We start from the raw sequence: 12,387 nt of genomic DNA, 5'->3' as shown, positions 1-12,387 counted from the left end.
CCTGTTAACACACAGAAGCATTCGTCCCGGCCCGTGGCTAGTGTTGGACCAGTGACCCGCCGTCCCCCGGCGGTCTGACCTGACCGTTTCAGTGAAAGGCCATACGCATGTCCTACCCCGTTGAACAGAACGAAAAGTTCGCCGCCTACGCGCACCCGGAGCGGCTTGTTTCCACCGAGTGGCTGGCCGCGGCCATCGACGCCGGCGCCCTTAACGACGGCAAGCTCGTTGTGGTGGAGTCCGATGAAGACGTCCTGCTCTACGAAACCGGCCACATTCCCGGCGCGGTCAAAATCGACTGGCACACCGACCTGAACGACGAAGTGACCCGTGACTACGTGGAGGGTGAGGCATTCGCCGCCCTGGCCGCCGCGAAGGGCATTTCCCGCGACACCACCGTGGTCATCTACGGGGACAAGTCCAACTGGTGGGCTGCCTACGCCCTCTGGGTCTTCAGCCTCTTCGGCCACGAGGACGTCCGTCTGCTCGACGGCGGCCGCGACAAGTGGATTGCCGAAGGCCGTCCGCTGACCACCGACATCCCCTCCCCGGCCGTGGCGGACTACCCCGTGGTGGAGCGCAACGACACCCCCATCCGCGCCTTCAAGGAAGACGTCCTTGCCCACCTTGGCAAGCCGCTGATCGACGTCCGCTCGCCCGAGGAATACACGGGCCAGCGCACCCACATGCCTGCCTACCCCGAGGAAGGCGCGCTGCGCGGCGGCCACATTCCCACCGCAGCGTCGATCCCGTGGGCACGGGCAGCAGCAGAGGACGGCACCTACCGCAGCCGCGCCGAGCTTGAGGCACTGTACCTGGGCGAGGCCGGACTCACCGAGGGCGACGACGTTGTGGCTTACTGCCGCATCGGCGAACGCTCCAGCCACACCTGGTTCGCACTCAAGTTCCTCCTCGGCTTCGAAACCGTCCGCAACTACGACGGCTCCTGGACGGAATGGGGCAACGCAGTGCGCGTGCCGATCGCCAAGGGCGCGGAACGCGGCGCGGCGCCGGCACTTGCCTCGAGGTAAGTAGGCGTAAAAAAGCGGCGGACGGCGACAACCTGCGTAAGCTGGAAGTGATGAGTACTCAAGCACTTCCCACCGCCCTGGCGGAGATTGTCGACGACTTCCAGACACTGAGCGAGCCCGAGCGGCTGCAGCTCCTGCTGGAGTTCTCCCGCGGCCTGCCGGATCTGCCGGAGCGCCTGAACGACCACCCTGAGCTGCTGGAGCAGGTGGTGGAATGCCAGTCGCCTCTCTTCCTCACCATTGAGACGGAAAAGAACGACGGCGGTTCCCCCGCCGTCCGGCTGTTCTTCAAGGCGCCGCCGGAGGCCCCCACCACGCGTGGTTTCGCGGGAGTGCTGCATGAAGGACTGGACGGCCTCACCGCTGAGGAGATCCTGGCTGTACCGGATGACATGCCGGAACTGCTCGGCCTGACCCGCGCCATCACGCCGCTGCGCATGCGCGGCATGACCGCGATGCTCGGGCGCATCAAGCGCAAGGTGGCCGCCGCGGCCAGGCTCTACGCCTAGGGGCCGGACCCCGCATGGCGCGAAAAAACACGTCGCAGGGAACGCCTGCCACAGCCGTACTGGCTGCGGCAGGCGTTTCCTTTAACCTGCACCCGTACAGCCATGATCCGGCCGCGGCCAGTTACGGCATGGAGGCAGCCGAAGTCCTGGGGATCGACCCTGCGAGGGTCTTCAAGACGCTCATGGTGGAGGTCGACGGCAAACTGGCGGTCGGCGTCGTTCCCGTCAGCGGAAACCTGGACCTGAAAGCGATAGCTGCGGCGCTGGGCAGCAAGAAAGCCGCCATGGCGGACCCCGCGGCGGCTGAACGGCGCACCGGCTACGTGTTGGGCGGTATTTCGCCACTGGGACAGCGGCAGCCCTCCCCCACGGTCGTCGACGAAAGCGCCCTCACCCTGGACACCATCCTTGTGTCCGGCGGCCGGCGCGGCCTGGATGTCGAACTGGATCCCCGAGACCTCGTTCGCCTCACCAAGGCCGTCACAGCCGCAATCGGAACCGGCCCTCAGGCGGGCTGAACAGGGTCAGGCTGGCCGAGGTCCGGCTGCCCCGGATTCCGGCGTGGGGCCAGTTGCTGCTGCAGCCATGCCCGGACGAGTCCTTCCCAGCGGACCGGGTCGGCGTTCCACTCCTTGGCATGCCGCGCCCCCTCGAAAGGCTCGAATGTGACCATTTCCGGGTTCTTTTCGGCGAGCAGGGCCGAGGGCTCGTAGGGAACATATTCATCGTCCACGCTGTGGATGATGAGCGTCGGCGTCCGGAGTTCGACGGCCCGCGACACCCAGTCCATTGATTTCAGGTCCACGGGCGCGGCGAGTCCGGTGAGTCGGCGACCCACCTTGTGGCCCATCATCAGCTGGCCGTACCGGCCAACAGCCGACGGGATCCGGTTCAGCTCCGCGTGGTGGGCCAGCACGTTCACCCAGTCGATGACGGGCGCGTCCAGGACCATGGCCCGGATGACGTGCCGGTGCTCCGACAGGTCCGCGGTCTGCAGGCAGATGGCGCCTCCCATCGACCAGCCGAAGAGGACAACTTCCCGGGCGCCGCGGGACAGGGCAAAGGAAATGGCAGCGTCGATGTCCCGCCACTCCGTCGAACCCAGCCCGTACCGGCCGTCGAATGCTGCCGGCGCCAGGCCGTCGTTGCGGTAGGAAACCAGGAGGTTCGGCAGGCCCAGTTCATGGACCACCCGCGCTCCGCGCAGGCACTCCTGCCGGGTGGCCCCGCGCCCGTGGACCATGATGGCCCAGGTCCCGGCGTCGGCGTCACCCGGGATCAGCCAGCCGGGCGCCGTTCCGCCCTCAACCTCAATAGCGACATCCTCGGACGCCAGCCCGACGTCGGACGGATGCTGGTACGTGGCGCCTCCCCACCAGCCGCGCCCCGCGGTTTCAAGGTTGCCGCTGTAGACGGCCTCAACTTCGCGCAGCACGGTGCGTTCGGCCGGGGAATAGGACAGGATCCTGCCGATCCGGGCGTGCCCGGCACCGGCCTCGAAGAAGAGGCTGTACACGCCATTGTGTGTCGTCTCCGGCGTGGCCGCGAGGATGACCTGCAGGTCCCTGCCCTCCCTGATGACCGCCAGGATCTCCTGGTCCGCCGGCCGCACGCGGGCCGGGGTGAGGACGCGGCGGGCAAAGTAGAGCGCGAGTGCGGACGACCCGGCACCGAGCAGGGCTGCGGCGGTGCCGCCGGCGATGATTCCCCCGAGTGTCCACTTCGCCCTCAGGGTCATCGCGTTGCCCTTGGTAGCAGACGGGGTTGTCAAAGCAGCGTGCGCGGAATCCATGCCACCCATCTTGACGGATCCGGCCCCTTCCGGCACATTCGCGGCCAGATGCCTCCAGGCCTGACGCCTGCAGGCCACATACTTGCGGGTCAAATACATGCGGGCCAAATACATGCGGGCGTTGGCGGGCGGGACTAGGCTGATGCCATGAGCGATCCAATCGTCATTCTGACTGAAGAGCCGCTGGGTGCGGACGACCGCGTGAACATCGAACGCCTGGTGGACGGAGGTGACGCGCCCCTGGTTGTGCTGGTGCCTGCCAACACGGAACGGCATCTGCTGGTGGATTTCCTTGAGAACCTGTCGATGCTGGACATCGCCAAGGCTTTCCGCGAGCTGACCGCCCACGCGCCGGACCCTGCGGAGGAACGGGCAGCGGCGGACGCCACGCTGGCCACCTCGGTCAGCGCCCTGGAAGGACTCGGCGGCGGCGTTGCCGGCGAGGTGGTGGACGGCGGCGCCGTTAACGGCCTCGTGGCCAAGGTCAAGGAGCTTGGGGCCGCCCAGGCAGTCGTCATCACCAGACCGCATGCAGTGTCGGACACCTTCCATACCGATTGGGCCAACAGGGCGCAAGACAAGCTTGGGCTCCCTGTACTGCATCTGTATGCCGGCTCGGGATTTATCGGGGACTCCTGAGCGTTGGTCCGACTATGAGCACTCCTGAGAAGTCCGACCTCACCACTACCGCCGCAAACCCTGCCGCCGGCCGATCCGATGAAGACTGGCGGCAGCAACTGACGCCGGAGGAGTACCACGTGCTGCGCCAGGCCGGCACAGAACGCCCGTATACCGGCGAGTACTGGGACACCCACACCGCCGGCGTCTACAACTGCCGCGCATGCGGGACCGAACTGTTCACCAGCAAGGAGAAGTTCGATTCGCACTGCGGCTGGCCGTCATTCTGGGCCCCGCTGGCCGAAGGGCGCGTGCGCTACATCCACGACCGCACCCTGGGCATGGACCGCATCGAGGTGCGGTGCGCCAACTGCGACTCCCACCTGGGGCACGTCTTCGAGGGTGAGGGCTACGGAACGCCGACCGACCAGCGTTACTGCATCAACTCCGTCTCACTGAAGCTGGTGCCCGCCGCCGACGACACCCCAGCCTGAGGCTGCCCGGCGCTGCGCCTACCGGTTATTTCGACAGCCTCAAGCACTACAGTTTCTTATGCTCAGGCCTCTGATCGATTAGGAAGCCTGTCTGCTTGCTACGCTCGCCTAAGTAGCTCAGATAACCCGAAAGGCGAGGCCAGGGATGACCGTAACCGTAAACACAGCACCGGCCCGGATCTCCGCAGAACACCCGGCCTGGCAGCGCGTCAAGGCCGCAGCCGTTGCCCTGCGGGAGCTGCAGGCACAGGACGGTTCGGTCCCCGACCCGGCCGCCCATGCGGCTGCCCACGGTTACGTCGAAGCCCTTGTCAGCGCCGTTGAGGCGCTGGCACCGGCATTCCCGCACGATGCCCTGTACCTGGACCTGGTGTGCCGCGACTTTGGCCGCTGGGCCGCGGGCGGGTTCGGCGTCCCGGATTTCCTGGAGTCCCTGCTGGCGTTCCAGCCGCAGGCGGACCGCGAGAACGGCCTGCAGCACCTCGTGGTATTCCCCATGTACACGCAAAACGGCAGCAGCAGCCGGCTCGTAGAGGCCGTCCTCGTCGACGTCATCTGGCCCGACTTCATTGCAGGCCTGGAACAGGGCGACTACTCAAACCGTCTGTTCGTGCCCATCCGCTTCATCGACTTCACCCCCGGGTATGACACCAACTCCGCCGTACTGTTCCCCGAAACCGTGGGCGTGCGCGCCACACCCAGGTTCACCTGGGGCGCCATTTTCGCCGACCGGGAAGCAGCGCGCTTCCGCCGGGTCCTGCGGGCAGCCGCCGACATCACCTCACTTGAGCTGCCGGCCCGGGCCGCGGAACTCCTCGAGGACCAGGAGCTCACCGAAAAGACCTTCGTCATGTGGGACCTGATCCACGACCGCACGCACATGCGGGGGGACCTGCCGTTCGATCCCTTCATGATCAAACAGCGGATGCCCTTTTTCCTGTACTCCCTCGAGGAGCTGCGCTGCGATCTGACGGCTTTCCGGGAAGCGGTGAAAATCGAAAAGGACGAGGCGGCGGATCCGGAGGCCCGCCGGCACGCCGAGCTCGTGCAGTACGCGGTCATTTTCGACCGCATCTTCCGGTTCGCCATCACCGGCAGCCGGGTGCGCAACTACGACGGGCTCGGCGGCCAGCTGCTCTTCGCGTGGCTGCACCAGCACCGCGTCCTCCACTGGACCGACAGCCGGCTGACCATCGACTGGGAGCACGTCGCCGGCGTCGTGGTGGAGCTGGGTGCCCGGATCGAGGAACTCTACTGGCGCTCCATCGACCGGCCCAAGACCGCCCACTGGCTGGCGGCCTACGAGCTGATCTCAGGCACCGTCACGCCGAACCCGGCTTCCGTTTGGGCCAAGGGGCCGGGCGCCCTCCCCCTCGACGGGCCGCCGCGGGGCCTCACCGACCAGGTCCTGGACGACGAGTTCCCGCTGTCCATGTTCTACGAAGCCCTGGAAAAGAAGATGCGCCCAGTCATCGAATCCACCGCCGGCATTACCGGCGCCACGGACCCTGCCCTGCCGGCGAACGGCACGGCGGCTGCCGCAGCATGACTGACGGCAGCGTGACCGACTCCAGCCTGACGGACGGCAGTCCACTGCGCGTGCTGGTCACTGGCGGCAGCGGACCTTCGGGGGTCGCGGCCGCCCGCGCGCTGCTTCGGGCCGGCTTTGCCGTCTTTACCGTGGGTTCGGACAAGGCGCGCATCGAGGCGGCTGCGGAAGCCGCGGGCGGCGCCACACCGCTTGTGTGCGACCTCGGCGACCTCGCCGCCGTCCGCGAACTGCACGCAGGGCTCATGCGCACTGCGGGAAGGATCGACGGCGTCATCCACCTGGTGGGCGGATGGCGCGGCGCGCAGGGCATCACGGACCAGACCGATGAGGACTGGGATTTCCTGGAGCGCAGCGCTGTGACGACGCTCCGGAACGTGACCCGCGTCTTCTATGACGACCTCGCCGCCTCGCCCTGCGGACGGCTTGCCATGGTGTCCTCGACGTCGGTGGGCAGTCCCGTCGCCGGCGTCGCCAGTTACGTTGCGGCCAAGGCCGCCGCGGAAGCGTGGACCATGGCCGTGGCGGAGGGGCTCGGCCGCGTCAGCCAAGCCGACGGCGCCCAGCACAGCGCCGCCGTCGTCTTCGTCGTGAAGGCGCTGGTGGACGCCGGCATGCGCAGCAAGCAACCCGAACGGAAGTTCCCCGGGTACACGGACGTGGAGCAGCTGGCCGCGGCCGCCGTCGGGCTCTTCAGCCAGCCCGCCGCGGAGCTGAACGGGCAGCGGCTGCTGCTGGCCCCTGTGCCCGACAGCGCTGCCCGTACACAGAGTGCCGCAACTACCTAGACTGAAAGCGTGACCAACGAGATGACAACAACGGTTGAAACTGCCGGGAGCGGCACCATGCCCAGGCTGCACGACGCGTCGGTGCGCGGCTTTGCCTCGGACAACTACTCAGGGGTGCACCCCGAAGTGCTGGCTGCGCTGGCCGCCGCCAATGAGGGGCACCAGGTTTCCTACGGCGAAGACGCCTACACGGCCCGCCTGCAGGAGCTGATGGAGGCGCACTTCGGGCCGGGCATCGAGTGCTTCCCGGTCTTCAACGGCACGGGCGCCAACGTGCTGTCCCTGCAGTCCCTCCTCCCGCGCTGGGGTGCGGTGGTCTGCGCGTCGACGGCACACATCAACATGGACGAGAACGGCGCCCCGGAGCGCGTGGGCGGCATGAAGCTGCTGCAGGTGCACACCCCGGACGGCAAACTCACGCCGGAACTCATCGACCGCGAAGCGTGGGGCTGGGGCGACGAGCACCGCGCCCAGCCGCTGGCGGTGTCCATCACCCAGACCACCGAACTGGGCACGTGCTACACAGCGGATGAAGTCAGGGCGATCGCCGAGCACGTGCACGCCAAGGGCATGAAGCTGCACATGGACGGCGCGCGGCTGGCCAATGCGGCGGCGCACCTGGGCGTTCCCCTCCGGGCGTTTACCCGCGACGCCGGCGTGGACATCCTGTCCTTCGGCGGAACCAAGAACGGGCTGCTGTTCGGCGAGGTGGTGGTGGCGCTGAACCCCGACGCCGCCCAGGGGCTGCTTTTCCTGCGCAAGATGAACATGCAGCTGGCCTCCAAGATGCGGTTCATGTCCGCGCAGTTCATCGCCCTGCTCGAAGGTGACCTGTGGCTTCGTTCGGCCGCCCACGCCAACGCCATGGCGGCGAGGCTGCGGACGGCGGTGGAGGACATCGACGGTGTGGAACCCACGCAGAAAACCGAATCCAACGGCGTCTTTGCGGTCCTGCCTGAAGGTGTGGCGGACCGGCTCCGCGAGTCCTTCCGCTTCTACGACTGGAACGAGGCCACCCGGGAGGTCCGCTGGATGTGCTCCTTCGACACGAGCGAGGAGGACGTCGATGCATTCGTGGCGGCCATCAGGGCCGAACTCGCCCGGCACGGGTCCTCACCGGCGGCAGCGCAGTAACATGCACAGGATTGCGTGAGCAGGCGGCGAGCCTGCCGGATGCGGTGGTTTCCAATGCGTACCCTGCCATTGTGAACGCACTTGCCCAGGTTCCCGCGGATTTCCTGTATGCGCTGGGGACGCTCCGGAAAGCACGCTGCCGCAGCGAACTGCGCCTCGACGAGATCCCGGCGCCCGCCCGGCTGGCGCCATTTGCCGTCGCCCTCGGCGCCGAGGTCATAGTTCCCAGCGGCGGCAAGGACCGGTCGCCCGTCCACGGGCCGGCGGCAATGGCGCTGGCCCGGTCGGCCGCCGCCGGAGCCGCCGCCGGGGACGACGCCGAGGACGGCGAGGAGCTCGCCACCGGGCGCTTCATCCTGCTGCATGACCCCGACGGCTCGGCCGTGTGGGACGGCGAGTTCCGGATCGTCACTTACATCCGGGCACAGCTCGACGCCGAAATGGGCAACGATGAGATGCTGGGCTCGGTGGCCTGGACATGGCTCGTGGAGGCACTCGAAACCCACAATGCCCCTTACCGCGCGGCCGGCGGGACAGCAACCCGGGTGCTGTCCGAAAGCTTCGGAACGCTGGCGGACCGGCCCGCCTCCATCGACATTGAACTCCGTGCCTCGTGGACTCCGGCCAGCGCCGACGTTCAGGCCCACCTCGAGGCATGGTCGGACATGGTGTGCACCTTCGCCGGTCTTCCGCCGCTGCCTGACGGCGTCTCCGCGCTCCCCCGCAGACGCCGCAACTAGCGATTGCGCTACCCAAACCGGTGGAGTAATTTCTCCGGTAATTACGGCACGATTCTTTTGCCTAATCGCCTCGGCCGTGTAAAGTCCCGTGCTTAGGTGAGCCTAAGACGGGCTCCCCCGGCAGAAGGTGCTTTACATGACAGCCAACTTCCTCATCGGCCTCCGGGAGGGCCTCGAGGCGACCCTCATCGTCGTCCTGCTGATGGCCTACCTGACCAAGAGCGGCCGCCGCGCGCTGCTCCCCCGGTTGTGGGCGGGCGTGGGAATCGCTGTTGCCGTGTCCGTCGGATTCGGCGCCCTGCTGACCTTCGGCCCGCGCGGACTGACCTTCGAAGCGCAGGAAGCCATCGGCGGCGGCCTGTCCATCGTCGCCGTCGGACTGGTCACCTGGATGGTCTTCTGGATGGCGCGCACCGCCCGCACGCTCGGCAGCGAACTGCGCTCCCGGGTCGATGGCGTGGCAGACGGCGCCGCCTGGGGACTGGTGCTTGTTGCGGCTCTGGCCGTCGGGCGGGAAGGCTTGGAGACGGCCCTGTTCCTGTGGGCCGCAGCCCAGGCGAGCGGTGAATCCGGAACCCCTCTGTTCGGCGCCCTGCTGGGCCTTGCCGTGGCAGCCGGGCTCGGCTATCTGCTGCACCGCGGCGTCCTGAAGGTCAACCTGTCCCGCTTCTTCACCTGGACGGGCGTGGCCCTGGTGGTCATCGCCGGCGGCGTCCTCGCCTACGGCGTCCACGACCTGCAGGAGGCCGGCATCCTGCCCGGGCTGCACAGCCTGGCCTTCGACGTCTCAACCGCCGTCCCGCCGTCGTCCTGGTACGGGACCCTGCTGAAGGGGACCCTGAACTTCTCCCCCGCCACGACGTGGCTGGAATCAGCCGCCTGGGTCCTCTACGTAATCCCCGTCATGTTCTTCTACCTGCGGGCCAACTTCCGCCCGACGCCCCGGCCGGCGGAAGCTCCTGCCGCAGCTGCCGCCGTCGCCTCCTGACCGACGCGCCGGCCACCACCCCGGCACCGCACCCCAACAAACCCGCTGTATCCCCAACACCCCGCACCCCCAACACCCCCCAAGGAATATCCATGCCAGGCTTGACCTCGCCCAAAATCCGCCGGACCGCCGGTGCCCGCCTCGCCGTCGTGGCAGCCACCGCAGTCCTCCCGCTGGCGCTCGCATCCTGCACCGACAACGCCAGCGCCACCTCATCCGGCACCACCGACGGGCCCATCCAGGTGACCAGCACCGCTTCCGACTGCAAGGTCTCCGCCACGGAGGCCCCGAGCGGAAACCTGACCTTCGCCGTGAAGAACGACGGCACCGAGGTCACCGAGTTCTACGTGCTCGCCGAAGACGGCCTGCGGATCGTGGCCGAAGTGGAGAACATCGGCCCGGGAATCACCCGCAACCTGGTGCTCACCGCGCCGGCAGGCAAGTACATCACCGCCTGCAAGCCGGGGATGAAGGGTGACGGCATCCGTGCGGACTTCACCGTCAACGACTCGGGCAAGCAGGCCACCGTTGACGCCGACCTCCAGAAGCTCGTGGACACCGGCGTCACCCAGTACACGGCCTACGTCAAGGACCAGACCGAACAGCTGGTGGCCGGAACAAAGGAATTCGCCGCAGCCTACGCGACCGGCGACGCAGCCAAGGCCAAGAGCCTGTACGCCGCCACCCGCATGCACTGGGAACGGATCGAACCCGTGGCCGAATCCTTCGGGGATCTCGATCCCAAACTCGATGCCCGTGAGGCGGACCTTGAACCGGGACAGAAGTGGACCGGCTGGCACCGGGCCGAGAAGGACCTCTTCCCGCCAGCCGGATACAAGGCGCTGACCGCCGCTGAGCGCTCGGCAATCGCCAAGCAGCTGGTGGCCGACACGGAGGAGCTCAGCACCCGCACCCGCACCGTAGAGCTCAGCGCCGACAAGCTGGGCAACGGCGCCAAGGAACTCCTGGATGAAGTGGCCCGCGGCAAGGTCACCGGCGAGGAGGAAATCTGGTCGCACACCGATCTCTGGGATTTCCAGGCCAATGTGGACGGCGCCCGGATTGCGTTCGAGAACCTCAAGCCCGCCCTGCAGCAGAAGGACGCCGCGCTGGCCACGGACCTCGACGCCAAGTTCGGCGCCCTCCAGGCCGAACTGAAAAAGCACGCCAAGGGCGACGGCTTTGCCTACTACAACGAGCTGAGCAAGGACGAGGTCCAGCAGCTCAGCGCCCTGGTCGATTCCCTCGGCGAGCCACTGTCCAAGCTCACCGCGGCTGTAGTGCTGTGAGCGGCTGCCCCTTCGGCGGCGACCAGCAGGCGCCTGCCGGCACGCACTCCGGCGCTTCCGCAGCACCGGCGGAGACGTCCGACGGCGATAACCGCCGGCTGTCCCGGCGCGGACTTCTGGGACTGGCCGGCGTGGGCGGCGCGGGAGCGGTGGCGGGAATCGCCGCCGGCCTGCTTGGCCACGACGCCCTGGCGGCCGCCGCAGCACCCCCGGCTGCCGACGATTCCGTCATCCCCTTTTTCGGAGACCGGCAGGCGGGGATCACCACCGCTGCGCAGGACCGCCTCCACATGGCAGCCTTCGACGTCACCACCGACAACCGCGCGGCGCTCATCGAACTCCTCAAGGACTGGACCGCCGCCGCAGAGGCCATGACCGCCGGCCGGACCACCGGGACCACCGGCGCCGTCGACGGCCCGTACGACGCCCCGCCGGAGGACACCGGCGAGGCACTCGACCTCAACGCCGGCCGACTCACCATCACGTTTGGTTTTGGTGCTTCCCTGTTCGAAAAGGACGGCAAAGCCCGCTTCGGCCTCGACGGAAAGCGGCCCGATGCCCTGATCGATCTGCCGCACTTCCCCGGCGACGCGCTCGAGCCGACCCGCACCGGCGGCGACATCGTGGTGCAGGCGTGCGCCGACGATCCCCAGGTGGCGGTGCACGCCATCCGCAACCTGGCCCGCATCGGCTTCGGCAAGGCCCGCGTCCGCTGGTCGCAGCTGGGCTTCGGCCGCACATCGTCGACGTCACGCGCGCAGCAGACCGCACGCAACCTCTTCGGCTTCAAGGACGGGACCAACAACCTCAAGGCCGAGGACACGGCCCTGCTCGACGAGCACGTGTGGGCCGGCGCCGGATCCCGTGCAGGCGAAGCCTGGATGGAGGGCGGGAGCTACCTGGTGTCGCGCCGCATCCGGATGCACATCGAGATCTGGGACCGCACCTCGCTCCGCGAACAGGAAGGCCTGATCGGCCGGACCAAGGGAGAAGGCGCACCGCTGTCCGGCGGCAAGGAGTTCACCGCCCCCGACTTCTCCGTCAAGGGCAACGACGGCGAGCCGCTCATAGCCATGGACGCGCACGTGCGGCTGGCCCACGCGGACCAGAACGACGGCGTGCGGATGCTCCGCCGCGGCTACAACTACACCGATGGTTCGGACGGGCTGGGCCACCTCGACGCCGGGCTGTTCTTCATTGCCTTCGTCAAGGACCCGCGGACGCACTACGTGCCGATGCAGACGACCATGGCCAAGGAGGACGTCCTCGCCCTGGAGTACCTCAAGCACACAGGGTCCGGCCTCTTCGCCGTGCCGCCGGGCGTCAGGCAGGGCGGCTTCGTCGGGGAGGGCCTCTTCGCCTGAGCTGTGTTTACCTGGTCACAGTTTCGTCCTTGCGGAGTGCCATGAACACCGCGCCGCCGTCGGTTCCGACGGCGGCGCGGTGTCGTCCCCG

At 67.8% G+C, this 12,387-nt stretch carries 13 protein-coding genes; 12 read left to right on the top strand and 1 reads right to left on the bottom strand.

The genetic code is table 11. The features are described from left to right. The first annotated feature begins 107 nt into the window (after positions 1-107). From ABRP34_RS01070 to ybaK, 3 genes are read left to right on the top strand one after another with little or no spacing between them, the layout of a single operon-like run. A complete protein-coding gene (locus ABRP34_RS01070) occupies positions 108-1,031 on the top strand; it encodes a sulfurtransferase (protein ID WP_353711924.1) in 924 nt (307 codons plus the stop codon). A 50-nt stretch (positions 1,032-1,081) separates the two neighbouring features. Further along, positions 1,082-1,540 (top strand): SufE family protein, encoded by a 459-nt coding sequence (locus ABRP34_RS01065; RefSeq protein WP_353711923.1) that lies wholly within the window; start codon positions 1,082-1,084, stop codon positions 1,538-1,540. A gap of 14 nt (positions 1,541-1,554) precedes the next feature. Then, the gene (gene ybaK / locus ABRP34_RS01060; RefSeq protein ID WP_003801558.1) at positions 1,555-2,058 is read left to right on the top strand and encodes a Cys-tRNA(Pro) deacylase; all 504 of its coding nucleotides are present in this window, start codon (positions 1,555-1,557) and stop codon (positions 2,056-2,058) included. On the opposite strand, the gene ABRP34_RS01055 is transcribed toward ybaK, so the two are convergent. Beyond that, entirely contained in the window at positions 2,046-3,332 is a 1,287-nt protein-coding gene (locus tag ABRP34_RS01055) for an alpha/beta fold hydrolase (RefSeq protein WP_353711922.1), read from the bottom strand. The two genes, ybaK and ABRP34_RS01055, sit on opposite strands and share 13 nt — an antisense overlap. A gap of 147 nt (positions 3,333-3,479) precedes the next feature. Here ABRP34_RS01055 and ABRP34_RS01050 point away from each other — a divergent pair, with 147 nt between their 5' ends. The 9 genes from ABRP34_RS01050 to efeB all read left to right on the top strand — a co-directional run bounded on the left by ABRP34_RS01050 (position 3,480) and on the right by efeB (position 12,296). Beyond that, positions 3,480-3,971 (top strand): hypothetical protein, encoded by a 492-nt coding sequence (locus tag ABRP34_RS01050; protein ID WP_003801562.1) that lies wholly within the window; start codon positions 3,480-3,482, stop codon positions 3,969-3,971. A 14-nt stretch (positions 3,972-3,985) separates the two neighbouring features. Next, positions 3,986-4,444 carry a peptide-methionine (R)-S-oxide reductase MsrB gene (gene msrB, locus ABRP34_RS01045; protein WP_353711921.1) on the top strand — a complete coding sequence of 153 codons (459 nt, stop codon included), beginning with the start codon at positions 3,986-3,988 and terminating at the stop codon, positions 4,442-4,444. A 145-nt stretch (positions 4,445-4,589) separates the two neighbouring features. After that, positions 4,590-5,993 (top strand): DUF6421 family protein, encoded by a 1,404-nt coding sequence (locus ABRP34_RS01040; RefSeq protein ID WP_353711920.1) that lies wholly within the window; start codon positions 4,590-4,592, stop codon positions 5,991-5,993. Further along, positions 5,990-6,781 (top strand): SDR family NAD(P)-dependent oxidoreductase, encoded by a 792-nt coding sequence (locus ABRP34_RS01035; protein WP_353711919.1) that lies wholly within the window; start codon positions 5,990-5,992, stop codon positions 6,779-6,781. Before ABRP34_RS01040 ends, ABRP34_RS01035 begins: the two co-directional genes overlap by 4 nt. A gap of 21 nt (positions 6,782-6,802) precedes the next feature. Beyond that, complete coding sequence (locus ABRP34_RS01030) at positions 6,803-7,915, top strand: low specificity L-threonine aldolase (RefSeq protein ID WP_353713282.1); 1,113 nt, start codon at positions 6,803-6,805, stop codon at positions 7,913-7,915. Between the two features lie 68 nt (positions 7,916-7,983). Beyond that, a complete protein-coding gene (locus ABRP34_RS01025) occupies positions 7,984-8,655 on the top strand; it encodes a DUF3000 domain-containing protein (protein WP_353713281.1) in 672 nt (223 codons plus the stop codon). Between the two features lie 136 nt (positions 8,656-8,791). Then, the gene (gene efeU / locus ABRP34_RS01020) at positions 8,792-9,643 is read left to right on the top strand and encodes an iron uptake transporter permease EfeU (RefSeq protein WP_353711918.1); all 852 of its coding nucleotides are present in this window, start codon (positions 8,792-8,794) and stop codon (positions 9,641-9,643) included. Between the two features lie 92 nt (positions 9,644-9,735). Further along, on the top strand, positions 9,736-10,932 hold the full coding sequence (gene efeO / locus ABRP34_RS01015; protein WP_353711917.1) for an iron uptake system protein EfeO: 1,197 nt from the start codon (positions 9,736-9,738) through the stop codon (positions 10,930-10,932). Further along, on the top strand, positions 10,929-12,296 hold the full coding sequence (gene efeB, locus ABRP34_RS01010) for an iron uptake transporter deferrochelatase/peroxidase subunit (RefSeq protein WP_353711916.1): 1,368 nt from the start codon (positions 10,929-10,931) through the stop codon (positions 12,294-12,296). Before efeO ends, efeB begins: the two co-directional genes overlap by 4 nt. Positions 12,297-12,387 lie beyond the last annotated feature (91 nt).

Source organism: Arthrobacter sp. K5, from assembly GCF_040448525.1.
Classification (GTDB): Bacteria; Actinomycetota; Actinomycetes; order Actinomycetales; family Micrococcaceae; genus Arthrobacter; species Arthrobacter globiformis.
Note: the sequence above shows the minus strand (reverse complement) of the source record. Positions and strands in the feature narration are given on the sequence as shown.